Below are 26027 nucleotides of genomic sequence, written 5' to 3' on the forward strand. Positions count from 1 at the left end.
TGTTGATTCGGGAGGGCGCGAACCGCTTGAGATCGCGCCGAGTACCAGGTGGTGTGCTCGCCCAGCGCGCATTGTGTGATTGATGTACCTGGGCAGACGGGCGCTCTTTTGCATGTCTTACCCGGTTGCCTGCTTGCGCACCTGGTTTGACCCGCTCGGGGCGCCGTGCTAGCGTAACGGGTATGACGTTTCCCCTGCACTATTGTTGTTGCTGCCGCCAGACCCTCGTCGGATGAGCTGCGACACTCTCAGAAACTTCTGAAACGCCTCTTCAAAGCTCATCCGATCCTCCTTATGTTTGCCTCTTTCTAGCATCGATGGGCCCGCGTTTTCGCCGGGCTTCGCGATGGTTTGGCTTTGGAGATCGTATGCAGCTCAGCACCAGAGAAGCACCCATACAGCCGGTTGGCAGCCTGCCGCCGATTGACGCTGCTACCAGCAGCGTGTTGAAGACACCCGAAGAACTTGCCGAGATTGTTTCAAAGTTCGCATCCACAGATGGATGGCTGGATCGCGTGCGGCTCCGCTCGGGAGCGCGCTGGTATGAGCGGCTGCAGATTACCGCGGACTATGACATCTGGGTGCTCAGTTGGATGCCGGGCCAGTCCACGGGCTTTCATGATCATGGCGCTTCAGCCGGTGCTTTTGTCGTGACCGCAGGCGAACTTGAGGAGCACTGCGCGGGCAGGCAGCCTGTGACGGTGCGTGCAGGCGCGCCAAGGTCGTTCGGCGCGGATTACGCGCACGATGTTCGCAATATTTCACCCGCGCCCGCGTTGAGCATTCACGCTTACTCGCCTCCACTCGACGAGATGAACGAGTACGAACTGCATGGGGACCAACTGGTACCACGGGATGTGCTCACCGAGCAGCGGAGTAACTCGGAGTGGCGTGCAGATACGCGGGAGCAGACTCCGCGGACCAGGCCCTCGAGTGTTGCGCAGCTACTCGACGAGGCGCGCGCTCGCTTGCACCGGATGTCTCCCGAGGAGTCGTACGAGGCCGCGGTGAAACAAGGGGCAACGCTGGTCGACATTCGCCCCGAGCAGCAGCGCTCGCTGGAAGGAAGCATCCCGGGCGCCTTGATCGTCGAGCGCAATGTGCTGGAGTGGAGGTTTGATCCGCTCTCTGACGCCCGGCTCCCGGCGGCTGTCGATCACGACATCCAGGTGATCGTATTCTGCTCCGAAGGCTACACCTCGAGCCTTGCAGCGGCAGCCCTGCAGGACTTAGGGTTGTGGCGCGCTTCGGACGTAACCGGGGGGTTCAAGGCGTGGCAGGCAGCAGGGCTACCCGCCACTTAGCCAGCACTCGGGTTTCCCGGCGCAGCGCTACGGCTTGGCATGGTCGTCGGCAGGGTTGAACGGAGACCCTGCTCTCGCTGGTCGAGTGCAGCGTGCGCATTGGTCTGCGTTCGACGCGCGGGTGCGCAGGAGGAACAGACGCACCTAGGAAAGCCCCGCAATTAAGGCTTCGCGGCAACAAGTTCTTTGACCGGCGCCACTGCCATGTTTCGAAGCGCCGCGGGAGTCAGCTTGTCGAACGTCTCCAGTTCCTGCTGCTGCTTCGCAGTGTTCTCGCTGTTGCCTTTGCCATGGCCTTCGATGCGATCGAGAGCCTGTAAGCCGATTATTGCCGTCCGGGCCAGGTTGCGTGACGGCTCCTGCAGTTCAATCGTGAGCGCGGTGCGGTCGAGCATCGGCGCCAATGCGGCGTCATTGTCTGCCCAGAGCGTCAGCCACGCCCGCGCCTCCACGTGCTGCGCTGCGGTCGCTGTGCCGGTGGCGACTGCATGTGCGAGCTCGGCAAAGTGGCGCGCGGTATCACTTTCTGCCGGAATGCTGTCTGCCAGGTGGGTCAGCGGCCGAAGCTGGTCGTAGGCCTGGCCGGCCACCTCGCGGGTGTAGTCCACCGGTGGCTGAACCATTGCGGCGAGCACCATCAGGTGATCGATGCCCGTTGTGCCCGCCAGGCGCTCGGTCATGCCCTGCAGGAGGCCGCCATTCTCGATGCCCTGCATGCGAAGCTCATGAGCAACCCAGCCGAGGCGCGTGTACATGTCGGCGACATCGCGATTGGACTGCGGCGACCACAGGCGCTCTGCGATCGCCGCCGTGCGTGGCCATACGCGATTGCTCAGGATCTCGGGCGTGATGTACTCCGTCCATTCGGTGGCTTCGCCGCCCAGAATGCTCGCTTCCTGTTCGGGCGTGAGATGTGTTGGCACCTCTACGCCTTTGCCTGTTGGGTCATTGGGATTGAAAGGCGGGAGTACCAGCGGGTCTACCAGGTAGTGCTGCGATGCTGGCTGGTTGAGGTCGATGTAGTAGCCGGCGGAGAGGATGCTGCGGTTGCCGCGGGAAGCTGCCTGGAACAAGCTTCGCTGACCGCGCCACGACTGGATCACAACGTCTTTCGGCGTGTCGGGCTGCAGTACTTCGTCCCAGCCGATCGCAATCTTGTGATGACGGGTGACGAGCTTCTGCAAGCGCCCGGTGAAATAGGCCTGCAGGGCGGGGTCATCCTTGATGCCGTGTGCTTTCATGAAGTCCTGCACATGGGGCGTTGCATCCCACTGCTTCCCGTCACACTCGTCGCCACCGATGTGGAAGTACTGATCCGGAAAGAGAGCTGTCATCTCGCCAAGGAAACCGTCGAGAAAGCGGTAGACCTGTTCTTTGGTCGGATCCATGGCGCCATCCTGCTTGGGATCAGGATGCTCGAAGTCGTCGACAGTTTCGTGATGCACAATGTTGTAAGGTCCGGGCAAAGCTGCGAGTTCTGGGTAGCCCACAAACCATGATCGCGCGTGGCCCGGCATGTCGAACTCTGGAATGACGCGGATGCCACGATCCCGCGCGTAGGCTACGACCTTGCGGATGTCCTCTTGCGTGTAGAACCTGCCGTCGGATCCTTGCGCCTGGAGCTTTGGGTAGCGATGGCTTTCGACACGGAAGCCTTGGTCGTCGCTGAGGTGCCAGTGGAAGACATTCAGCTTGACCATCTCCATCGCATCGAGCTGCTGGAGTACCTGCGGCATCGGTTGGAAGTGTCGCGATGAATCGAGCATCAGCCCGCGCCACGCGAAGCGCGGCTTGTCCCGGACTGTGATCGCATCGAGAACAAAACCTTGCGTGTCCTGGTGGATTAGTTGCAGAAAGGTCTGCATGCCTCGCAGCACACCCAGTGGATTCGGCGCGGTAAGTGTGGCGCCTGCGCTGGTGACTTCCAGCGTGTACGATTCGTCCTCGTCGAGCGCCTGTACCGGTTTGCTCGCACGTGTGGTGCGCACGGTGAGGGTGCTTTGCGCGCCTGTCGCCTGCGGCAGCAGGATGATGCCCGTGGCGCGCTCGATGCGCTCCTGCAGGCGCGCAGCTGCACGGTCCAGCCGTGCTTCGCGATACCCTTCGAGAACGATCTTGAAGTTCTGGTCCAGCCGCATTGTCCCGGTGCCACGTTCAACGCTGGCTGGCAGCGGCATGAGTGCGGGCGCAACCGACTGAGGCAGCACGGGAGCGAACGGCAACGTCGCAGCCGGGACGCGCTGTGACTCCGCTGCCGGCGAGAGCGTCATCCACAACAGCGTGGCAGCAACGGGCGCAGTGAGTGAACGGCAACAACTTTTCCATGGGAACATGTGTTCTCCTCGATGCTTCATGCGACCGCGGCAACTCGCGTGCTTGGGTTTTCTCTATGCGGTTGCGCGCGGATCAGGATGTGGTCTGGCAACACCATAGCGGAAGAGGCGAACGCTGTGGGAGAGTAGGCGGTGTTGACAGTGCGGCAGCGGCTGCGAGGTGCCGCGCTGCTGAAGCGCGGGCACATACAGCGTGACTTGTAAACGCGCGACCGGCCCTGGCCTGTACCTGGCAGGGCCGGTCGCATTGTGCACCCGCGTGACTCTTGAGCGTGAATTGCCTGATCCCGCGTGGACATGCGCTTTAGAAGTACAGCTTGGCTCCCAGCTGGATGCGGCGGGGGAGGTGCGTTGTGGTTACCTGGCCGAAGCTCGCATCGTTGAGGTTGGTATCGACATCGTCGAAGTTGGCATGGTTGAACGCGTTGAAGAACTCTCCGCGAAACTGGAACCGGTAGCGTTCCTTGAAGTCCACATTCTTCATCGCGCCAAGGTCCCAGTTTTCTATGCCAGGTCCAAGGAAGCTCCCCGTCCTCTCTGTCCCGAAGTGGCCAACCGCTTTAGCGAACGATGCGGTGGAGAACCACTGTCCCTGCGTCTTGGTCATGTGTACAGGGGCGACCTGATCAGGGCGTGGAGCGATGTCGGCGTTAGGTGTGGCGATGCCAAGGCCACCGGGGTAGGTTCCGGCGACACAGCCAGTGGCGCTTGTAGTGGATGCGACACAGGCGAAGGGGTCGCCAGCCTGGGTCACAGTGGCGGAATGGCCGGACTCGAACGTGGTGATGCCTGAAACCTCCCAGCCGCCCAGGGTGTGCCCGAGGATGCCGTGCTGCTGGGCGAAGAATGGAAGCTGGTAGACATAGTTGGCGATGAACACGTTGGGTGTATTAAGGGTGGTTGGCCCGTAGTCGAGTTTGGGATCGTAGGTGTCTGTGTTCGCGGTGCCGCGATCGTTTGACTGGTCGCTCAGATTGCGTGACCAGGTGTACGCAATGCCCAGGGTGAGGCCGCGCGTGACGCGGTGATTGAGCGAAGCCTGCAAGGAGTTATAGCTGCTGGTGAATGCGGGGATACGAGCCTGGAAGTAGGAGTATCCGAGATAAGGCCGCACGGCATTGACATTCGCCGCAGGGTTGGACGCGCGCGCTGCAAGGGTGGGTTGATTCAGATCGAGCTCGCCGAGCAGGTGCCGTCCGCTTGAGCCCACATACGAGAGTTCAAACACCGTGCTGGGTGTGACCTCCTGCTGCAGAGACAGGTTGTAGTCCGCGTAGGACGGCACCTTGAAGCCCGGATTGCCCGTGCTTGTGAGCCGGTTGGGTGCAAGCGAAACGGCGGATGTGCCTTGCAGCGGATTGTCGAAGCTGGTGTTGTTGATGGTCGAGGTCTGCACAAGCGGTGGATCCGCAAAGGCATTCTGTTCCCAGATGCCATTGAGCGAGCGATCGAAGAAGGTGCCGAAGCCGCCGCGCAGCGACGTTTTGCCGGTTCCGAACACGTCCAGCGCAAAGCCCACGCGTGGGGCGAAGTTGGCGTTCGAGTTCGGGTTCACCCGCGCGCCGTAGGGCGAGCACGAAACTCCCGGAGCGATTGCCTTGGCCTGCGCGCAGGCCGTGCCAGTGGGAAAGATCAGGCCGTTGGCGTACGTCGCCGGTGTTGTGGACTGCCCGGCGACAAAGTTTCCGTCAACATCGATGGCTGGAGCAAGCGAGCCGTTGTAGAGGGTTGGGTCAAAATTGTTCAACGTGTTATTGACGTCGGTGGGCGATGGGAAGTAGCTCCAGCGCATGCCCAGGTTGAGCGTGAGCCGTCTGCTTACCTTCCAGTCATCCTGCGCATACGCCTCCATGTTGAAGTAGTGGAGATCGGGAATGATGTCTCGGCTGGCCTGCTGGTAGACGCTGACATTGCCAAGCAGAAAGTCCTGCCAGGAATTGAAGTTAAAGCTCGCGTCGCCTTCGGAGGCATTTTCTGTTTTGAGCATCTGCGAGAAGGTGTAACCGAAGCGCAGGGTGTGCTGTGCCTTGGTCAGGGACAAGTTGTCAAAGAAGGTGCGATCGAGGTTGCGCTCGAAGTAGGGCGCATCGCCCTGCGCCAGCCCGGTGATGGTGCCACCCGTGAAGGTGACGCTCGGGATGCGTCCGTACGGATCCTTGTAAGGCGTGTTGTTGGTGAGCTGGTTGAGCACAGTCGGTGAGTTCGCAACACCGCTCAATGTCGCGGTGATGGTCCCCTGCGAATAGGCAAACTCAGCTTCGTTTACCAGGCTCGGCGAGATGGTGTAGGTAAGGTTGCCGACTACGTTTTCGCCGGGAGCGTTGACGGCGGTACTGTCGAGACCCGGGTAGTTGGCCCCGGCAAAGAGACCGGTGGGAAAGTTCTCGGGCGTCTCGTCCTGGATGGCGCGTGCAAACAGGTGGATCTTTTCGTTGACGGCTTGATCAAGCCGCACAATGTCCTGACGGAAGTTGTTCAGCGAACTGTAGGTAAACACGTAATTGCCGCCACTGTTTGCCGGGAAAGCATCGAACACGTTGGCAAGGTAGACCTTGGAGTTGTTGCTGTAGCACGTAGGACTGATGGTGCTTTGATTCGCGGCCGGGTCGTAGCTGACACAGCCAGCGGGCGCACCCGTCACCTGCCCGCTCACGATGCCGTTCAACTGGGCCGTGGTCGGCGCGGTGATGCTGCTCGTGGTGGGCGAGCTGACCTTGCGCCACTCCTCGGACCAGAAGAAGTAGGTCTTGTTCTTGCCGGTGTTGTACAGCCTCGGAATATACAACGGGCCACCCAGCGTGAAGCCGTAGTTGTTGTAGTGCTCGACACCGCGAGGAGTGCCGGTCTGATTCGCAAAATAGTCATTCGCGTTGAAGATTGTGTTGCGCCCGAATTCGTAGAGATCTCCGTGAAACTCGCTGGTACCGGCCTTGGTCGCGACCAAAACCTGTCCGCCGCCACTGCGGCCATAGCTCGCGTCATAGGATCCGCGTGCCAGGGTGAACTCCTGAATCGCGTCCACACTGGGAACGTTGAGCAGCGTTCCGTTGGACCCGCTGTCATTGATGTCGGCCCCATCGACCGTCCAGTTGTTGGAGGTGGAGCGGGCACCGTTGACCGACACGGTGCTCGAGTTGTTGAGCCCGAAGCCGACTTCATCAGAGAGTCCGCTTACCACGCCCGGCTGCAGCGTCACCAGTTGCTCAAAGTTGCGGTTGCTGAGTTCCAACTCGCGCACCTGCGTGCCGCTCACTGTGCCCGACTGCTCGCTGGTAGAGGTGTCGACGGCCACCGTATTCTGCTGCACTGTCACGTTCTCGCTGACGGCGCCTGGTTCAAGCCGTGCGTTGACGGTTCTCTTTTCGGCGACGTAGATGGTGACGTTCTGCGCGGTGAAGCTCTTGAAGCCGGGGGCTGTCACGATGATCACGTAACCCGCCGGGGGCAGGTTGGTGACTGTGTAGCTGCCGTCCTTGTCCGTGGTGGCGACGCGCGAGGAGCCTTTCACGGCGGCGTTGTCGATTTCCACATGCGCGTTGGGGATCACTGCTCCCGAGGCGTCCGTGACGTTTCCAGTGAGGGTGGCCGCTACTTCCTGCGCGCGCAGGGGGTTCCAACAGCACAGCAAAAGAAAAGCAGCAAAGAAGGACCGGCATAGGTGCGTCTGCATCTGTGGCCTCACTCAGAAAGATGGAATACGCATGATTCTTTTGCGGAACAGGATGTCGCTGAGAGCGGAAGTGCACGGCATGCGCCCACCACAAGCCGGTAGCCCTGCCTGTGAAACCGTGACACTTGCACGGAGAGTAAAGCCACCACGTGTGTGGCGGAAGCGAGCTGCCGGACTGGATCTCTTCGCGGAGAAACCGTCCGAATGCGTCGAGATTAGAACGCTTTGCGCCTGGCAACAAGAGGAAAGTGGAGAGCCGCTGCATTCAGCAGGGCATGCAAACAGGAGGCTGACGAACTGCCTTCTCGTGCTAGCATTTGACACCCACGCCGATGAACCCGCGCCAACCCACAGCGACCGCCCGGCCTGCCACGCGATGGCTTTCGCTGTGGCTCCTGTTCGTGATTGCAGGCACAGGCCAAGGGCAGACCTTGACCAAGGGTGCACTCGAGCAGACGATCGCGTCTGGCTCCACGGCTTTGCAGAATGGCAACTACGTCGAAGCAGAGACGCAGTTTCGCGCAGCTGCCACGATGGATCCCACTTCCCTGCCGATCCTGAATAATCTTGCCATCTCACTGGCGCGCGAAGGCAAGGAGCAGGAGGCGATTACCTTCTACCGGCAGGCGCTGCGGTTAAGTCCCGAGGATGCGGTGACTCGCCGCAACCTCGGGGTCGCGTTGTTTCGGTCGAAGCAGTACAAGGAGGCGCTGCCGCTGCTTGAAGCTGCCGCGAAGCAAACGCATAGCTACCAGGCTGTGGACCTGGCGGGGCTGGATCTGTTCGCGCTTGATCGCTACGCAGAGGCAGCGGCGTACCTGCAGGAAGCGCACAATCTACGGCCGGAGGATCTCGAGACGCTGGACCTTCTTGGCAAAGCTTACATGCGGACGAAGGATTACGCGGGCGCGTCGGCCGTCTTCAACCAGGTGATGCGGTTGAATCCCGCATCGCCTCAAGCGCACCTCATGCTGGCCACGGCTTATGACAAGCTGTACCAGGAGCAGGACGCCATTCACGAACTGCAGGCAGCGCTTGCCGCGGATCCGCAATATCCGGGCGTGCACACGAGCCTGGGCGTGATCTACTGGCGCACTGACGATATCGACTCCGCGGAGCGTGAGTTTCGTGCAGAGCTAAGCCTCCACCCTGAAGACCCTGTGGCCAACTGCACGCTTGGGCGCGTTCTTCGCAGGCGCGGCAGGCCTGCGGAGGCGTTGCCCTATCTGCAGGCCGCGCTGCTGGTGAATTCTTCCTATCGGGATGCGCTGCTGGAAACGGCACAGAGCGAGCTTGCGCTGCAGCGAGCTGCGGAGGCCGTGGCACCGCTCCGCAAGGCCGTCGTGCTCGACGCCGGGGATGCGGAGGCGCATTTCGTTCTGGGCACTGCGTTGATCAAGATGGGGAAAGCAGCGGAGGGCGCACAGCAACGCAGGATTGCCGGCGAACTGCATGCGGAGAAGCGCAACAGCGACCAGGAGCGGACGCAGCCCTAGCAAGTGCTGTTGGATGCAGTCCAGGCTGGAGCTACTCTCTTGCGGCTTGTCAGATCCCAACAGATAGCCCGTCATCATAAAGCACTCCTTTGACAAACGTAAGGAGCGCCTCGGGTTCCATGTGGCGCTGTGTCAATTGGATGATGGAGAGCGCGGGCTGGCGCTCCCTGAGTACGATTGCCAGGGAGTCCTGCACGGAGCGTTTTACCGTGTGACACAACAGCACTAGGTGCGGGCGCATGAACGACACCGCGGTAAGTGCGTCGTTCTCGCCATAGGCCTTGATCACGAAGTACCCACTTCCTTCCAGGATCGCGCATCGCTTGTCGAGGACCGAGGCATCCCAGCCGACGGCAAGGATCACGATCACAGGGTTCCCTATCTCGAAAGGCAGGTAAACCCGCTGCGGCTTGCGATAGAAGGACACGGTGGCCCCTTGCGGCTGGACTGGCTAAGGCAGGGATGAATAGGTAGCGGGCCGACCGATCAACCATTCAACTATGCACTTAGTGGATACTTGTCGGTCGCTTCTCAAGCAATTGCCCTGCGGCATCGATCCAGGCACTGGATACGCGGGCCAGCCTGGTTCCCGCGCCAATGACTTTGCTCAGGACTTCCTGGTCGTCTTCGATCCAGACGTGCCCGTATTTACCCCTGGCGATCCTGGCTTCTGGATGATGGCGGAGCACGATCTGTTGCGCTTCCGATACGTCCATCACCCTGTTAGCACGATCATCCAGAAAGGCAGCAATCAACTCCGGCAGCTTCCCCACGCGCATCCTGCTCACCCCACCTAAAACGAACGATCTTGGCTTGCTGACGAGTTGTCGCGTGCTTCAGCCCCGGTTCCGGCTGATACAAATCCACGCAGAGTGGCGTTGCTTTCTCCAGAACAAAGACGAGCTTTGTAAGTCGGATATGTCTAATGTTCGGCAGAGTACTGACTTTCCCATGACTTGTCTATAGCGAAATACAAGCTCAAGCCTTCATTCGGCTTATTGCCTACCTAAGTCGAGGTGCAGAGGCTTTGTCTTTCACGCTGCCGGGTTGCTTGAAGTTCTTGTCGATCCGTGGCGCCGCATGGCGTGACTCGACGCCTTGTACACCCGCATAAGGGCGTGCGATCCCTGACCTCCTGTGAGCTTGCAAGCACAGACATACCATCACGATGACGATACGAGTTATCTCTTGCGCAGGGAGTAAGCAGGGTAGCTGGGTGCGCAGCGGTTGCTGGCCAAGAGTCATTCGGTGTCTTGTGCTGATGCGCCTTTTCTCCAGGCGCGGCACGTTGAGACAGCAGAGACAGCGGAGACCACGGACGGCGCTGCCTGGCTAGGTTCCCAGCAGCACTGTCAGCTCGGCGGGCTGCAACCAACACCAAGCAGGATTGCAGCACCGGTTCAACCATCGCAGTCCGCAAGCCACGCCAAGCTTGCCGAAGGGCCGAGCATGCAGATGCTCTGACTGGTGTTCTAAGCGCGCGTAGCTTTGAACGGCACTGTGCCGTACTCTCCCATGTCGGCGCTTCCGCTGAAGGTGTCACCCAAGTGCGTGCCGGTGAACTCCCAGGTGATCGCGTGTCCGCTTACTTTCATCACGCTGTGAAGATATACCTGGTCGCCATGCACGGTGCCCGTCAACTGCGCGGTGTAGATCTCGCCCTGCTGCAAGCCGGTGAGCATGTTCCCCTCCTGCTGTAACGCGAAGTGCTGCACCCCGACACCGCGTACGTAATGGATGGTGACAAGCCAGTTGCCACCAAGCTGTGCCGGCGATCCCTGAGCTACTACAGGGTCACTGTACGAGCCTGGCTTGGTGAGTCCGTCAAGAATGGCGTCGGCAACGATTGTCTCTTCGCCTGCGTTCATCATGTAGGGCATGATCGTAAGCGAGCTCGCCATGTGCCCCGGCCGGGAGCCGGTGCCGCCATCGACCATGATGCGAGGCGTGCCTGCATCCAGTCGCTGCACCATTTCTGTGCCGGTGATCTTCAAAGCATTTGCATCCCAGTGGATGCGTAGGCGCGGGCTCTTGTTGGACAGGTCGTCCGGTTGCAGGATCTCGGTGGTGACAGAAGGCAGCGTCTTGACGCGGGCAGCAATGGTGTCCAGCCAGCCCTGCCACGCGCGCTGCTCCCCGGCATGGTCGCGCTTGTACCATTGGCGCACCGCTGCAAGCATGCCCATGATCTCTTCTTTGCCAACCTTGTAGGCGCGTCCATAATTATGGTGTGGCGAGGCCTGGAACCACGCTGCCCGGCACAGTGTTGCATCGCCGAGCAGCAGCCCCGCAGCCTGCGGACCGCGCATGCACTTACCGCCGGAGTACCCGACCAGGCTGGCGCCGGCCTGGATGTGGATGTTGGGCGAGAGCGGCTCTTCGGCTGCGGCGTCGACAAACACCGGCACACCTTTCTCGCGCGCAATCGTGCAGATGTTGGCAATAGACATGGCCCCGGTGGCGGAAGCTGGTCCGGACAGCACGTACACCATCGCAACCTGCGCGGTAAGCTCCTCGCGAAGCAGTTCCGGCGTATCCACTTCGACGATCTCGGCGCCGGTCATGCGAACGCCGAAGTCGTAGGGATTGCGTGAGTGCGTCGGGATGATCACCCGGGTCTTGCCACGCACGTACGGCAGGGCTTGGCACTGTTCAATGTTTGCGCCAGTCGTGCACGCGAGCGTTGCAAGTGCGATGGCTGCCTCGCAGCCAGTCGTTACGATGGCGCCGGGAGCGCCGGTGAGCGAGGCGATCTCCTTGCCGACCGCCTCCATCAATTCATCGAGTTGAACGAAGTAAAACGACGCCTCGTACATGGCTCGCTTCACTTCGGGCAGTGACCGCGATCCCGTGATGATCGTGAAGGTGCCGTGGGCGTTTACGATGGGCCTCACGCCAAGCGCCGTGTAGAGGTTGTCAGCCTCGAGCCCGGTAAGCTGCGGGAAGCCGGAGGGTGCGAGCGTCTCCACGGCAGGCTCGGCCAACGCAGCCGCGATCCCGGTCATCGGGTTTGCCGCTGCCGCAACGCCTAGAGCGGATAGAACACTTGACTGCTTCAAGAGCTGACGACGAGAGACGGGTGCACTGCCGAACGATGCCATGCAGATCCTTGGGTGTGGGGCGGCTGATGCGCCGCAGCCTGTTCGGCCGCGACGCATGGTGGAAGTGGTACACAGAGGAGCGGCAGTGCGGCGGAGCTAGATGTATGCGATGACGTCGATCTCGACGAGCGAGTTTCCGGGGATGCCCCCGGCAGGCGAAACCGTGGTGCGCACGGGAGGCATATTGCCGAAGCGACCCTTGTAGGTGTCGTTCATCCCTTGATAGTCCTTCAGATCGTTGAGATACACGTTGACCTTGAGCACCTTGTCCATGGAGGATCCTGCTTCCACAAGGTTCTTCTCGATCTCGTCGAGCACGTGCTTGGTGTGCTCCTGGATGGTCCCCTGAAAGTGTGCGCCCACTCCGGCAAGGAACAGCAGGTTTCCGTAGGAGATCGCAGAGTTGAAAAGCGGAGGCGGATCGCCTGCTTTTAGCTTCGAGCCCGGGCCATAGTTCTTCTTTTCAGGCTTGGCTTCCTGCGCTTTTGCCACCTGCGGCGTCGCCATCGCGGCTGCTGCGCTGCCTGCTGCCAGCGCTGTTTTGGCTGCGCCTTTCAGGACTGCGCGTCTGCTCTGCTTTTCCATTGCTGCTCCCGTGGCGGCTGTGTGTGTTGTGCGCGCGCAGTCGCCACCGCGCGTCTGGGGTTGTGTGTGTCTTGGCGAAAGCCTAACGGGTTCCGGCCTTGCACTCAAGATCAAAGCGACGGCGAAGGCCTCTGCTCTGGGTTTTGTTCGGCCATAGAGGCACGCGTGGCGGAATCAAAGTTGAAGGGCGGCTTGCCCGGTTGTGAAGGCAGTCGTACGATCCTCGTATACGCGCACCGTCCGATCCCACGAGCGATGTGTGATCTGGAACTGTTGCAGGCCACAGCAGACTTCTACCCAAAGGACTTCGCCATGCCAGGATCTACCTGCCGTTACTCGCGAACAATCAGATCCGTTCTGTTCGGCACAGCGTTGCTCTCGTGCCTGGCGCTGCGCAGCATGCAGGCAGCGCCAGCGGAGCCAGATGTGCCCCGCTACGACCTCGTGCTCACGGGCGGCCATGTACTCGATGCGAAGAATCATCGCGATGGCATGATGGATGTTGCGGTGAAGGATGGTCGGATCGCGGAGGTTGCCCCGCACATCGATCCGAAGCTTGCAGTCAAGAGCGTCGCCGTGCACGGACTCTACGTGACGCCAGGGCTCATCGACATCCACGTACACGTGTATGCGGGAACGGGCGAGAAGGACTCCTACGCGGGCGACAACAGCGTCTACCCGGACGGCTTTACATTTCGCAACGGAGTGACCACGGTGGTCGATGCCGGCAGTTCCGGCTGGCGCAGCTTTGAAGATTTCAAGCAGCGCGTCATCGATCGCTCGCACACCCGGGTGCTTGCGTTCCTCAATATTGTGGGTGCCGGGATGCGCGGACCGAAGTACGAGGACAACCTCGACGACATGGATGGTCAGGCAACGGCCGCGATGATCGAGAAGTACCCGCAGATCCTGATTGGGATCAAGAGCGCGCATTTCGACGGGCCGGAGTGGAAACCGTATGACCAGGCGCTGATCGCCGGGAATCTCGCGCACGTGCCGATCATGATCGACTTTGGCGCGAACCGCCCCGAGCGGCCGCTGTATGAACTACTCACCAACAAGCTGCGCCAGGGCGACATCTACACGCACATGTACTCGGGCCTGCGTGGTGAACAGAACCCTGAGACCAGGGGGCCAAGCCAGGCCATGCTGAACGGCCGCAAGCGCGGCATCTATTTCGACGTGGGCCACGGCGGTGGAAGCTTCAACTGGTCCGTGGCTGCGCCGCTGATGAAAGCCGGCTTTACGCCCGACTCCATCTCGACCGACCTGCACATCACAAGCATGAATGCCGGGATGAAGGACATGCTCAACGTCGCCGACAAGCTGCTTGTTCTTGGGCAGACCGTACCGCAGGTGATCGAGGAGATGACGGCTGCGCCTGCGCACGAGATCCGGCATGATGAGCTCGGCAACCTCTCGGTAGGCAGCCCGGCGGACATCGCGGTGCTGCGCGTGGAGCCGGGCAGCTTCGGCTTTATCGACATGAACAACGCGCGCGAAGATGGGACGAAGAAGCTGGAGTGCGAGCTCACCATTCATGACGGCAAGGTCGTGTATGACCTCAATGGTATGAGCTCAGACACGTGGCACCAAGCGCCCACCAGCGATTACAAGCAGGCCCGGCGCTGGACGCTCCAGCAGACCAAACCCGATGCAGCCACGCCTGCAAACGAAGGCGCGCCCACCCACTAGGCATTTCGGTTTGAGCCACGCGGTTCCAACGACGAATCAGGAAAGCATGCTACTGACGCGACGTACTCTGCTTCACACCTCCATGCGATTGGCGCCGGCCACAGCCCTCAGCTCTCTCGTACCGATGGCATCGGCGGCTGGCCAACCCGCCAGGCTATGGATCGGCACCGGCACGGAGGGTACCGGCAGCACGGGCATTTACCTGGCGGACTGGGACGCAACTACCGGCCTAGTTGGTTTGCCACGCCTCGCCGCCAAGCTGGCGAGCCCTACCTTTCTTGCGCGCAACGCCCAAGGCACTGCGCTGTATGCCTCGTCCGAAACAAAGGAAGGCCAGGTATACGGGTTTCATGCCGATGCTTCCGGAGAGCTGCGGCTGATCAATCAGCAACCGTCCGCCGGCAGTGGTCCAGCGCACATCTCGGTGCACCCGGGCGGGGGTGCTGTGTTTGTCGCGAACTACGGGGGTGGCAGTATTGCTTCCTATGCACTGCACCCAGATGGAGCACTCTCAACAGCTGTCTCCCGGTTTACTTACACCGAGCCGGGCAAGCAGTCGCACGCACATTGTGTTCTGCCTTCGCCCGATGGTCGCTGGCTGCTTGTGAATGATCTTGGCCTTGATCGCATCATGGTCTATCACGTGGATGCCAAGACCGCGCTGCTTACTCCTAATGTGCCGGCAGCCTGGGCTGCGCGTGCTGGTTCTGGACCAAGGCACACGGTCTTTCATCCGAATGGACGCTGGTTGTACAACGTCAACGAGCAGGATTCCACCGTCGACCTGCTGTACTGGGACGCGCGCAATGGCATGATGGCGGCGCAGGGTTTTGTGTCAAGCCTGCCCGCGGACTGGCCACCGCACACCGCGTTCTGCTCCGAGATCGTGGTCTCCCCGGATGGACGCTTTGTGTACGTCGGCAATCGCCGCAACGAAACGATCGCCATGTTCATGGTCGACCCGGGAACCGGAGCGTTGACGTTGAAGCAGTTGGCGCCACACGGCGGCAGGACTGCGCGTCACGTCACGCTGGATCCCTCCGCGCGCTGGTTGCTGATTGCTGACCAGGACTCGGGCGTTATTGTTGTGCTCGCACGCGATCCGCAGACCGGCATGCTCTCCGCACCTGTGCACACGACGCCCCTCGCCAGTCCGCAGTGCCTTGTTTTCTCCGCATAGCCGCTGCTCTGCCCGGACGAAGAGTGGTTGGTCTGCTTAGTCCTAACGTTTGCTTCCTCGTCCCGCCTTCAGGAGTCGCGCATGTCTGTCACAGTCAACAGGAACGATTCTCGCTTTGAGTCGCTCAAGAAAAGCCACAACACGCGCTTCCCTATAGAGGCGGGGGAGGCCGCGGGGCAGATTATCCTTTGCAGTTCGGAGGAAGAAACCACTCAGGCGCTGCAGGCAATCGTCTCCGCCGGTCTGCGGCCCACCGTGCGCTCGGGCGGCCACTGCTACGAGGACTTTGTAACGAATAACCCGGGGGTGCCATCCTTGATCTCTCGCTGTTCAACACCATCACGCGTGATCCTGCAGACGGCAGCTACTGCATAGCACCCGGCGCGTTGCTGGGTGAAGTGTACGGTGCTCTGTACAAGCGCTATGGTCTCACCCTGCCAGCCGGAAGCTGTTACATGGTTGGCGCAGGCGGTCACATCTCCGGCGGCGGCTATGGCCTGCTTTCGCGCCTGCACGGTCTCACCTCCGACTGGCTCACCGCCGTCGACATCGCGACGGTCGATGCTCATGGCAACGTCGAGCTGCGACGCGTCGATCGCCATCAAGAGCCGGACCTGTTTCGCGCGCTGCGTGGCGCCGGCAACGGCAACTTTGGAGTGATCACGAGCTTTCGTTTTGCCGCGTTGCCCGCCGCGCCGCGCGAGGTGGCGGAGGCAAGCCTTGTGTTCCCGTGGAACGATCTTTCAGAGGAGCAGTTCGCGCAGTTGCTGGCGACATACGGCGAGTACTGGGACACGCGCGGACGTGATCCGGACACGTGGGGCCTCTTCGTGCTTTTCAACGTAGGCACGCGCGGACCCAACGGGCGCCTCAGCATGCATGCGCAGTTTTGCCAGCCGGACGGGACTACCAGCGATCTCTCCGTGCTGCATGAGTTCTTCGCGCGCTTCAGCAGTTTCCGTCCCGTGGTGACGCTTTCGTCGCGACAGGTGACGGGCAAAAGCGCTGTTGATGCACTGCAGCGGGACACTTCGCAAAAACCTGCGCCGACGCCCTACTCTGTGACCATTCGCCCATGGCTCGACGCTACACTTGCCGGCGGCGCATCGGGCAGTGGCATTCGTGCGAAGTACAAGTCCGCTTACATGAAGCGTACTTTCACCGCTGCTGAAGCAGGTGCTATCTATCGCTTCTTCTCTAGCGGCAGTGTCACCGCGCAGTCTTCCGTCATCTCCATGGACTCCTATGGTGGAGCGATTAACAAGCCAGGTCTTGCGCGCGAGACGGCGATTGCGCAGCGAAGCTCGATTCTGAAACTGCAGTGGCAATGCTATTGGCGCGACGACAGTGAGGACGAGATCCACCTGCGCGAATTGGACGAATTCTTCACCTCTGTTTACACCGGGGACCATGTGGACGCGCGACACCAAGGCACGCCATGGGGTGACCGCTATGAAGGCTGCTACATGAACTACCCCGACGCCGACATGCTGCGACACGCTTACTGGCCGGAGCTTTTCCACGGCCGTGATGGACTCTATCCCTTCCTGCAGAGTGTTAAGCGCAGGTACGATCCCAACAACATCTTTCATCACTCCATGAGTGTTCGCACCACGTAACACGCTCTTTCAGCAGACAGGGACGATAATGATGGGCAACAGGCATTGGAGCCGCAGAACTTTCCTTTCGGCCGTTGGGATATCCGGTGCGAGTGCTCTGGCATCCGCGTATCTGCCGCACGCTGCCGAGAGCAACAAGCGCACCATCCTTTACGCGATCGGGAACAGCCGTGATGGAGGCGGCTTCCTGCGATCCTTTGAGGTCGCCGGCGATCACATCGGGGTGTTGAACGATGTGGAGGTAGACCAGCCGGCCGCAATAGTCGCTCACCCGTACCTGCCTCGCCTCTACGTGGCCAATGACTGCTCTTCCTGGAGGCACCAGCCCCGCGCCACGATCGAGTGCTTCGATATCGACACGGAGACACTCCGCCTGCGGTCCGTCGCGCGGCTCCCGCTTGCACTCTCCGCCACAGGCCCTCGTTCGCTGGTGCTTTCTGCCGACGCGCAACACCTGCTTGTCTCGGCCTTTCATGGCGGAGCATGCAACGCCTTTGCGCTCAATGCAGCAGGAGATCTGCTACCGCACCCGGCGGCAATGAAGGAGACAGGCTGTGGTCTCCATGCCCAAACGCAGGGCTCCGCACATCCCCACACCATCGTTGGCATGCTCCGGTCGGGCCTGCTGATCGCGAGCGATTACGGAGCGGACCGACTCACCACTTTCCAAGTAACCCCGTCGCACGGGCTGTGGCAGTTCGGCACAGTGCAGAGGGTCGCGTTGCCGCCCGGCTCAGCACCTTCGCTGCTCGCCGTGGAGCCGCGCACAGGTCTACTGGTAACCGCGACCCAACGTCGTCCGGCGCTGCATCTCCATGCCTTCGCGGGAGGAGCTGAACAGGCTCTTGTTTCTATTGCTGAACATGACTTACCTACGCCGGTGACAGCGATGGCCTGCCACCCTACGGCCGGGGTTGTGTACTCGGTAGGCATTACGCAGGATCATGCGACTATGACCACCTGGCGCATTGATCGTGCGCGGGGGTCTTTAGCCTCGCTGCACACCCTGCGGCTTGGATCTGCACACGAGCTGCCTGGAGCCTCGATTCTTGTCGAGGAAGATCGCCGCCTCTGGCTTGCCTCGCCGGGGGCTTGCTGGAGGTCCCGCTTGCTCGAGGAAGCGGCATCCCCGCGACACCGCAGCTGCGGCTCGCATGCGAAGGCCTGCGAGCCCTGCACCTTGGCTAGCTGCACGGCGGCGACCGACCTTACGCAGAGCCTCACGCTACCCGGGCTTTGTGCGCCAGCCCTTTTCATCCTCACACTCGCAACGAGTTGGAATGTGAGCTTTACCAACGCCTCGTATCACCCGGCAAACCTGAGTGCGGTTGCTGGCAAGCTCCTCCTTGGAGGCGGCTAGAAACCCGCATTGTGCCAGGTCGGAAACGCGAAGCTTCACCTTGCAGACGCATACCTGCGGGCAAGGAGTCCGGCGCCGGCTGTTGTCAGCAACGTCGACACTCTTCCAAGCTGGGAGAAGCCACACCCGAACGAGAGCGCCGCGCCTCCGTGCGCAAACGGCGCGACGCTTCCATGATCCTGGGCTGCTGAGCTATGCCGAGCTTCAGCAGAACGCAACCGCCTCACGATTTCTTCGCTGCCGAACGGAGAGACCAGGCTTGATGCGGAGTAGCACCAAGATCCCCGCGACCTTTGCGTCGCGGCGAGAATGCCCTGCGCCCGGGGAACTGCGCGCTGCATTGAAGTTCCGGTTTGACGATCGCACACAGCTGTAGTAAATAAACCTACAAGCGTGTGTAGGAGGCAGTTGTGTCTACCCCGAAGCTATCGAAACTGGAGTACCAGATCATGGAAGCGCTGTGGGCGATGGGTGAACCGTCGCTGCGCGAGATCCAGGAGACGTTTCCGGAGAAAGGCCGCCCGGCGTACACCACGATTCAAACAACGGTGTACCGGATGGAAGCAAAAGGGATCCTACGGCGGGTCAGAAAGGTCGGCAACTTTCACCTGTTTGCCGCGGCCATCACGCGTGATGCGGCGCAGCGCCGACTGGTGGATGAGTTACTGGCACTTTTCGGCGGTCGCTCGCAGTTGTTGATGGCGCACCTGATCGAGGGCGGCAAGTTGTCGCTCGAGGATGTGAAACAAGCGGAAAAGATGTTGCGCAAGGTCTCCCCAAGGAGAAATAGTTATGGTGGGCAGCGCGTGGAGTGATGCGTGGTCAGCGCAGGTGGTGAACCATGTATGGCAATCGACACTGGTGGTCCTGGTAGCGTGGGGGCTCGCGCTTCGGCTGCGAAAGAACCGGGCGGGGACTCGCTACTGGATCTGGATGGCGGCTTCTCTGAAGTTCCTGCTTCCCTTCTCGGTGTTAGCGGCCTTGGGAAGGTGGGTTCTACCTGCGAGCGCCGCAGCGATGCCGCACCCATCGTGGAGCAACGTGATCGTGAAAGTGGAGCAACCCGCCGAGCTGCCCACGCACGGGGCAGACACGTTCGGCATGTGGCTATCTCCGCCCACTTCCTCTGCGCAGGTTCAGCACCATGGATCTTCGGCCTTGGAGGTACTCATGGCGTTGTGGCTATGCGGTGCGGTGCTGCTGCTCCTGCGCTGGCTGCGAAACTGGTGGGAGATGCATGTCACGCTACGCGATGCCGCTCCTGCTTTGTTTCCGATCGCAGTCCCGGTGTTTCTCACTTCGCGGAGAATCGGTCCCGCAGTCGTGGGGCTCTTCCAACCGAAGCTCCTGCTGCCATTGGAGATACACAAGCGCCTGCCAGAAGACCAGCTACATGCCATCCTGGCACATGAGGTGTGTCATGTGCAGCGACGGGATAACCTGACCGGCGCGGTCCACATGCTGGTGGAAGTGCTGTTCTGGTTTCACCCCGGTGTCTGGTGGATCGAACGACGACTCATCGCTGAGCGCGAAGCCGCATGCGATGAAGCGGTGTTGCAGCTTGGGAATGAGGCGGAGGTATATGCCGAGGGAATTCTCAACGTGTGCAAGTTTTACGCCGAGTCTCCCCTGGTCTGCGTGTCCGGCGTAACAGGCTCTGAACTGAAGCAGCGCATTGTCCGCATTCTAACGAACAGGGCTGGTACAAGGCTAAGCGCAGGAGGCAAGCTCCTGCTGAGCGCTGCATTGATTGCGATGCTCTCGGTGCCTGTGCTGTCGGGTGTGCTGCGCCCGTCGGACGTGCGCGCCCAAGCAAAGTCCGCCGGCGCCACGGACAGCATCGCCGCTACCTGGCAGGGTACCCTGCACACGGACAGGGATTACCGTTTTGTTGTGAAGATCACCAGTACCTCGAACGGGCGCCTGCGGTCTACGTTTTACAACCTCTCTGAGCCGGGAGGAGGCTCGCCTGGTTTCTCCACCACTTTGAATGGGTCGCTGCTGCAGTTGGACTTTGGCTTCGCTATGTTTGAGGGAAGTCTCGGGCCCGACGGAAACTCGATTACTGGCAAATGGCATCAGGGACCCAATCCGCAGCCGCTGATCTTTCTGCGCGCAAGCCCGTCAACAGCGTGGGCAATCCCGGTGCCGCCGCCACAGCCGGCTGCTATGGCTGCCGATTCGAATCCCGAGTTTGAAGTCTTCACGATCAAGCCGAGCAGGCCTGAAGAACGTGGTCCCCGCTTCATGTTCAATCATCGCCGGTTCTCCGTAGTGGCTGCAACGCTGGATCAGCTGGTGCAGTTCGCGTACAGCGTGCAGGAAAAAGAGGTAGCGGGTGCGCCCGACTGGTTCCGCACAGCGACATACGATATTGCGGCCCAACCTAATGGCAACGGGGAGCCTAGCATCCAGCAGTGGCGCGTCATGGTGAGAAAGCTTATGGCCGATCGCTTCCAACTCAGGTTTCACAACGAGAAGCGTGAGATGGCCGTGTATGCACTGACCGTCGCGAAAGGCGGCCCGAAGTTCACCAGGAGCGAAGCCGATGCCAGCCAGATTCCGATGCTTGGGTTCGGACCAGGCAACATGGGGGCGACGAATGCAACGATGGCACAGGTGGCCGAAGCGATGCAGCAGGGCGTGGTAGACCGCCCGGTGATCGACCAGACCGGGCTATCGGGGCGCTTTGATCTCAGGCTTAGGTGGCATCCGGCGGATGCCCCTGCTGCCGCGCAGGACGCGGATGCGCTGCCGGACGTCTTTACGGCGATGCAGGAACAACTGGGACTGCGGTTGTCAGCAAGGCGAGCGTCGGTCGATGTGATCGTGGTCGACCGGGTCGCCAAACCTTCCGACAACTAACCAGACATCCAGCCGCCCGCGTGAGCAGTGCCAGACATGCGTCGACGTGCTTGATCGACGTTTTGCGCGTATGATCTGCGCGGTTCAAGCATCCAATACGCGCGCAACGTCCCGGAAGCCTAATTGATTCCTGTTCCGCCAATAAGTTGGATCGGTTTTCTTCACCAATGTAACCAGCGGAACTTGATAAAGCATAGTGCGTCAGTTAGAGTCACCACCAACGTCATGGCAGGCATGTTAGCCGCCTGCAACGGCTTGGCAAGTGTCTGCTATTGAACATTGCGCGCAGCTTTCTTACGGCGTAGATAAACTGCCTCGTCGTACTTGTTTCCAGCTCGTGAGTTACAAGGGTCGAGCAGCAAGGCTCAGCTGCGAAGCCACTTCTGCGTCGCAGCCACGGCTGGATTGTTTTGGAGGCGCATGCTTATCACTCGCAAGGTCGTCGAAGGGGTTCTGGAGCGCGGCGAAGTAGTGCCGTTTTTTCAGCCGCTGCGCGAGCTGCGCAGCGGACGCCTGCTGGGCTTCGAGTTGCTGGCTCGCTGGCAGCATCCGGAACTCGGCTCCATCCTTCCTCACTCCTTCATTGAGACGATCGAGCGGAGCGGCCTGCTTGCCGAGCTGACCCGACAGGTCCTAAGCAAGGCGCTGCGAGCGAGCGCCGACCTGCCTGACCCGTTGCGCCTCGCCGTCAATATCTCGCCTTCGCAGTTGAAGGATCCCGGGCTCTGCTGCCTGATTGCGGACACGGCTGCGGAGATGAATTTTTCGGTGCGTCGACTCAGCATCGAGATCACGGAGACCGCCCTGGTGGATGACTTCGAGAGCGCGCGCAAGAATCTCGGCAGCGTGAAAGAACTGGGCTGCCGGCTCCTGCTCGACGACTTCGGGACCGGCTACTCCAACCTTCGACACCTGCAGAAGCTCGGCTTCAACGGTCTGAAGATTGACAGGAGCTTCGTATCGGATGTGCTCCACTCGCGCGACAGCCGCAAGATCGTTGCGGCCATCGTCGGGCTAGGGCAAAGCCTGAATCTCACCACTATTGCCGAAGGTATCGAGTGTGAGGAGCAGGCAAGCCTGATGCTGTATCTCGGCTGCGACGTGGGCCAAGGGTGGCATTATGGCCGGCCCACGCCGGCGGCAAAGATCGGGGAGGTGGTGCACGCACCGCAGCCCAAGCTTAGCGCGAAGTGGTCCGTCGCCGGCAATGACCAGCACCTGGCCAGCCTTGAGGCCAGCCCGACGCAGCGCGTGGCGCACTTGCAGGCTATCTACGACGGCGCACCAGTCGGTCTGTGCCTGCTGAGCCGCGACCTGCGCTACCTGAACCTCAACCAGCATTTTGCCGAAATCAACAAGACATCCGCCTCCGACATGATCGGGCAAACCGTGGAGAGCGTTTTTCCTCGCTGGTTCCCGCTCTACGAGCCTTACCTCAAGCGCGCGCTCGCAGGCGAGGCGTTGAGCGGCCTTGAAGTGACGCGCCCCGGGCTCGTGCCGGGCGACGTTGATCAAACCATCCTAATCTCGTACTCGCCGGCCAGGGACGAGGCCGGCGAGGTCATCGGCATCTCCATGGCGTTGGTGGACATCACGCTGCGCAAGCAGGACGAAACAGCATTGCGTAGCAGTGAAGAGCGTTTCCGCACCCTGATCGATCGCAATCCCCAGACACCGTGGATCTTTGATCGCGACGGCAATGTGCTCGACGTGGGTGTGCAGTGGGAAAGGCTCACCGGCTACACCCGAGAAACCACCCTAGCCTCCGGCTACCTGGAGACGATCTACGCTGCAGACCGGGAGCGCGTGGTCAGCTACGTGCGCGATGCAATTGCGCACAAGACAGACATGGACATTGAATGGAGAGTAGTGCTCAAGAGCGGTGAAACCTGCTGGGTACGCTCACGCGGCAGCGCCGTCTTTGACGAAGCGGGAGAAGTTTACCGCTACTACGGCAGCACTGAAGACATCGATGAGCTGGTCAGGCTGCGCAGGTACAAAGCGCAGTTCGAGCGTACGCGGACTGTCAGTTTGGGAGTGGCACAACTCCAGGCGAGACTATCCTGAAGCTTGAAAAGCCCACTCCGGCCGAGCGCCCCGCGCCACTGCACGCACAGTGCTGCTAAAGCCGGTCTCGCGGTAGCACTCCACGCGCCATATTGACGGCGATGCCGACGCAGCGCGATCGTCATACCCAGGCAAGCACGATGGCGCCCACCGCGATCAGCGCACCGCCGATCAGCTTACGGGTGGTAATCGCTTCCCCGAGGATGGGTGCAGCGAGCATGATGACGAAGACCACGCTGAGCTTGTCGATCGGTGCGACCTTGGAAGCCTGGCCCATGGAAAGCGCTCGAAAGTAGCACAGCCATGAAAGCCCGGTTGCCACGCCGGAAGCGACCAGAAATAACCAGCTTCGACGCTCGATATGCGCGAGCCCGCCATGCGTACCGAGCGATAGAGCAACAACCCACGCGAACACAACAACGACTGTGGTGCGCACCGCGGTGGCCAGGTTTGGGTCGATGTTCGCGACGCCGAGCTTCGCGAGCAGCGCGGTAGCGGCTGCGAATATCGCTGAGAGCACAGCCCAAAGCAACCATGTCATGTTGTCTGCACCCGAGCCTTCCTGCTCTGCTTTAATGCAGCTTACGCTGCAGGAGGTCCACCCGATGCGGGTTCTGGTAGTGGAAGACGAAACCCGGCTGGCTGAGAACATCGCCGATGGTCTGCGCGAGGGTCCGGGTTTCGCGGTGGACATTGCACGTGATGGTGAAGATGCGCTTCACTTCTGCTCGGCGGCCGACTACGATCTGATCGTACTTGACCTGATGATCCCACGGCTGAGCGGAGCGGAAGTGGTGCGGCAGCTTCGTGCCGCAAGGAACCGCACCCCGGTGCTTGTGCTCACGGCTGTGAGTGAGACCGGGAACACTATCCACCTGTTGAATGCAGGCGCGGACGATTACATGACCAAGCCCTTCGACCTTGGGGAGCTTATTGCGCGTGCTCGCGCGTTGATTCGGCGCGGCAAAGGAGTGAGCGAACCTCTTCTTCGATTCGGCGATCTCGAGGTGCATACGGGCGAGCAGAGTGTGTCGCATGGCGGCCGCAAGATCGAGCTGTCGCCCATCGAGTACAGAATTCTTGAGTACCTGATGTTCCGCCCCCGCTTGGTGATTTCCAAGCGGGAACTGCTCGAGCATCTCTATGACTTCACCTGGGAGCATCACTCCAACGTGATCGAAGCGCACGTTTCCAATCTCCGCAAAAAGCTCCGCGCAGCGACTGAAGCCGAGGTGCTGGAAACCCTGCGCGGACGGGGCTACCGGCTGGTAGGCAGGGCGTGACGCTTCTGCGTAGCCGCTCGCTCGTTCGGCAAAGTGTCGGAATCGTGGTGGTCTCCCAATTGCTCTGCGGGGCGCTGCTCGGAGGAGGAGCGCTGCTCCATGAGCGCCAGGTACGTCTGCACGCCTTTGACGTCAGGCTCCAGGGCCGCTCCGATTCCCTGCTGGGAGCCATCCAGGATGCGGAAGACCCGAACGATAATGTGCTGATCGACCCGTCGGAACTGCGGTTGCCGAACGACGACGTGTATGCCGTCTATAACCAGGGCGGTCGACTGCTGGGTAGCTCTCCCGGGGCGCCTCCTGCGTTGATCAGCAGGCATGGTGATCAGTACCGCGACGCGCAATCTGGCCGAAGCACCTATCGCATCCTGGAGCGGGAAGCACTGCGGGTGATCGACCGTGCAGAGAGCAACGGGAAGGGACTGCAGCGGCCGGTCACAATCCTGTACGCCTCACCCGAAGGACAACTCTGGCACGAGGTCCTGGAAGCGGCGCGGTTCTACCTGCTTGCCATCGCATTGGCCACCACGGGGAGCATGTTGTTCGTCGCAATGCTTCTCAAGAGGGCGCTGCGGCCACTGACGGAGCTTGCTGATGCTGCCGCCCAGCTCTCACCACCAGCGCTGGTGTTCACAGCACCTGCCGGCGTCATGCAGGTGCTTGAGTTGCGTCCACTGGCCGAGGCGCTGAACGATACGGTGTTCCGGCTTCGTGAAGCGTTTGCCAGGGAGCAACGATTTGTTGCGGATGCTGCACACGAGCTCAAGACAGCCATCGCGGTGGTCCGCTCGTCGGTGCAGTTGCTGATGTTGCGGCGGCGAACGGCCGACGAGTACGTTGCCGGGCTCGAGCGGATCCTCGAAGACAACACCCGTGTGGAAGCACTGGTTGCGCAAATGCTGCAACTCGCCAGCGCAGAAGCGGAGTCTACCTCCTGCGAAGCGACTGTCGAGTTAAGCGGGTTGATTGCCGAGGCACTTGCACAACTGCGCCCCTTGGCTGAAGCGCGCGATGTTGCCTTATCCGCAGATTGTCCGCAAGGCACGTGGATTGAGCTTGCGCACGAGCGAGCGATCACCCTGGTATCGAACCTGGTGGTGAACGCGGTGCAGCATAGCTCCATAGGCCAATGTGTCACGGTCTCCGCGAAGGTGGGCCGCACAGGCAAGGTGTTGCTCCAGATCGGAGACGCGGGTGCGGGCATCGCGCCGGAAGCCCTGCGTCACGTGTTTGAACGCTTCTACCGGGAGGATCGTTCGCGATCAAGAAACACTGGCGGGACGGGGCTCGGCTTGTCTATCTGCAAGGCCATCGCAGAAGCAGCCGGAGGCGAGATCTCGATTGAAAGCTCCCGGGAACACGGCACCCTCGTCACTGTGACACTGATCGCGGGGCTGCCGAAGCACGAGGGTGCACACCGTTGATGCGCAGGCTTTCGTGGCCTGCGCGCTCGCGACTGATTGGGACAG

Annotated in this window: 19 protein-coding genes; 12 read left to right on the forward strand and 7 right to left on the reverse strand. The window is 61.0% G+C overall.

What is annotated here, in order from left to right:
* The first annotated feature begins 368 nt into the window (after positions 1-368).
* Positions 369-1304, forward strand: coding sequence for a rhodanese-like domain-containing protein (locus tag D1Y84_RS15970; RefSeq protein WP_124849574.1), 936 nt, complete (start codon positions 369-371; stop codon positions 1302-1304).
* A gap of 161 nt (positions 1305-1465) precedes the next feature.
* Here the strand turns inward: D1Y84_RS15970 and D1Y84_RS15975 are convergent, their stop codons facing one another.
* Both D1Y84_RS15975 and D1Y84_RS15980 read right to left on the reverse strand, forming a co-directional pair.
* Positions 1466-3637, reverse strand: a complete 2172-nt coding sequence (locus D1Y84_RS15975) for a beta-N-acetylhexosaminidase (protein WP_158615520.1) — start codon at positions 3635-3637, stop codon at positions 1466-1468.
* A gap of 304 nt (positions 3638-3941) precedes the next feature.
* Positions 3942-7307 carry a carboxypeptidase regulatory-like domain-containing protein gene (locus D1Y84_RS15980; protein ID WP_124849576.1) on the reverse strand — a complete coding sequence of 1122 codons (3366 nt, stop codon included), beginning with the start codon at positions 7305-7307 and terminating at the stop codon, positions 3942-3944.
* Positions 7308-7639: 332 nt separating this feature from the next.
* Here D1Y84_RS15980 and D1Y84_RS15985 point away from each other — a divergent pair, with 332 nt between their 5' ends.
* Positions 7640-8803 carry a tetratricopeptide repeat protein gene (locus D1Y84_RS15985; RefSeq protein WP_124849577.1) on the forward strand — a complete coding sequence of 388 codons (1164 nt, stop codon included), beginning with the start codon at positions 7640-7642 and terminating at the stop codon, positions 8801-8803.
* 49 nt (positions 8804-8852) lie between these two features.
* Here the strand turns inward: D1Y84_RS15985 and D1Y84_RS15990 are convergent, their stop codons facing one another.
* The 4 genes from D1Y84_RS15990 to D1Y84_RS16005 all read right to left on the reverse strand — a co-directional run bounded on the left by D1Y84_RS15990 (position 8853) and on the right by D1Y84_RS16005 (position 12489).
* Positions 8853-9230 (reverse strand): hypothetical protein, encoded by a 378-nt coding sequence (locus tag D1Y84_RS15990; RefSeq protein WP_124849578.1) that lies wholly within the window; start codon positions 9228-9230, stop codon positions 8853-8855.
* Positions 9231-9309: 79 nt separating this feature from the next.
* The gene (locus D1Y84_RS15995; protein WP_124849579.1) at positions 9310-9576 is read right to left on the reverse strand and encodes a hypothetical protein; all 267 of its coding nucleotides are present in this window, start codon (positions 9574-9576) and stop codon (positions 9310-9312) included.
* Between the two features lie 699 nt (positions 9577-10275).
* Entirely contained in the window at positions 10276-11904 is a 1629-nt protein-coding gene (locus D1Y84_RS16000; protein WP_124849580.1) for a PLP-dependent transferase, read from the reverse strand.
* Between the two features lie 96 nt (positions 11905-12000).
* Positions 12001-12489: a RidA family protein gene (locus D1Y84_RS16005; protein ID WP_124849581.1), complete on the reverse strand. Its 489-nt coding sequence runs from the start codon at positions 12487-12489 to the stop codon at positions 12001-12003.
* Positions 12490-12888: 399 nt separating this feature from the next.
* Here D1Y84_RS16005 and D1Y84_RS16010 point away from each other — a divergent pair, with 399 nt between their 5' ends.
* From D1Y84_RS16010 to D1Y84_RS16040, 8 genes are all read left to right on the forward strand, one after another.
* A complete protein-coding gene (locus tag D1Y84_RS16010) occupies positions 12889-14184 on the forward strand; it encodes an amidohydrolase/deacetylase family metallohydrolase (protein WP_233581477.1) in 1296 nt (431 codons plus the stop codon).
* Between the two features lie 46 nt (positions 14185-14230).
* Positions 14231-15364, forward strand: a complete 1134-nt coding sequence (locus D1Y84_RS16015; protein WP_124849583.1) for a lactonase family protein — start codon at positions 14231-14233, stop codon at positions 15362-15364.
* A gap of 81 nt (positions 15365-15445) precedes the next feature.
* A complete protein-coding gene (locus tag D1Y84_RS18560; protein WP_233581478.1) occupies positions 15446-15739 on the forward strand; it encodes a hypothetical protein in 294 nt (97 codons plus the stop codon).
* A complete protein-coding gene (locus D1Y84_RS16020; protein WP_233581594.1) occupies positions 15703-16983 on the forward strand; it encodes a BBE domain-containing protein in 1281 nt (426 codons plus the stop codon). Before D1Y84_RS18560 ends, D1Y84_RS16020 begins: the two co-directional genes overlap by 37 nt.
* 28 nt (positions 16984-17011) lie before the next feature.
* Entirely contained in the window at positions 17012-18343 is a 1332-nt protein-coding gene (locus D1Y84_RS16025; RefSeq protein WP_124850208.1) for a beta-propeller fold lactonase family protein, read from the forward strand.
* Between the two features lie 410 nt (positions 18344-18753).
* Positions 18754-19158, forward strand: a complete 405-nt coding sequence (locus D1Y84_RS16030) for a BlaI/MecI/CopY family transcriptional regulator (RefSeq protein WP_124849584.1) — start codon at positions 18754-18756, stop codon at positions 19156-19158.
* Positions 19136-21208, forward strand: coding sequence for a TIGR03435 family protein (locus D1Y84_RS16035; RefSeq protein ID WP_124849585.1), 2073 nt, complete (start codon positions 19136-19138; stop codon positions 21206-21208). Before D1Y84_RS16030 ends, D1Y84_RS16035 begins: the two co-directional genes overlap by 23 nt.
* Before the next feature lie 420 nt (positions 21209-21628).
* Entirely contained in the window at positions 21629-23275 is a 1647-nt protein-coding gene (locus D1Y84_RS16040; protein WP_124849586.1) for an EAL domain-containing protein, read from the forward strand.
* A gap of 121 nt (positions 23276-23396) precedes the next feature.
* On the opposite strand, the gene D1Y84_RS16045 is transcribed toward D1Y84_RS16040, so the two are convergent.
* Entirely contained in the window at positions 23397-23816 is a 420-nt protein-coding gene (locus tag D1Y84_RS16045; protein WP_124849587.1) for an EamA family transporter, read from the reverse strand.
* Positions 23817-23880: 64 nt separating this feature from the next.
* On the opposite strand from D1Y84_RS16045, the gene D1Y84_RS16050 reads away from it, so the two are divergent.
* Together D1Y84_RS16050 and D1Y84_RS16055 are read left to right on the forward strand one after the other, a co-directional pair.
* A complete protein-coding gene (locus D1Y84_RS16050; protein WP_124849588.1) occupies positions 23881-24558 on the forward strand; it encodes a response regulator transcription factor in 678 nt (225 codons plus the stop codon).
* The gene (locus D1Y84_RS16055; protein WP_233581479.1) at positions 24555-25982 is read left to right on the forward strand and encodes a cell wall metabolism sensor histidine kinase WalK; all 1428 of its coding nucleotides are present in this window, start codon (positions 24555-24557) and stop codon (positions 25980-25982) included. The genes D1Y84_RS16050 and D1Y84_RS16055 overlap by 4 nt, the downstream gene beginning before the upstream one ends.
* The last annotated feature ends 45 nt before the right edge of the window (positions 25983-26027 follow it).

The sequence above is a fragment of the Acidipila sp. EB88 genome, assembly GCF_003858395.1.
Taxonomy (GTDB): domain Bacteria; phylum Acidobacteriota; class Terriglobia; order Terriglobales; family Acidobacteriaceae; genus EB88.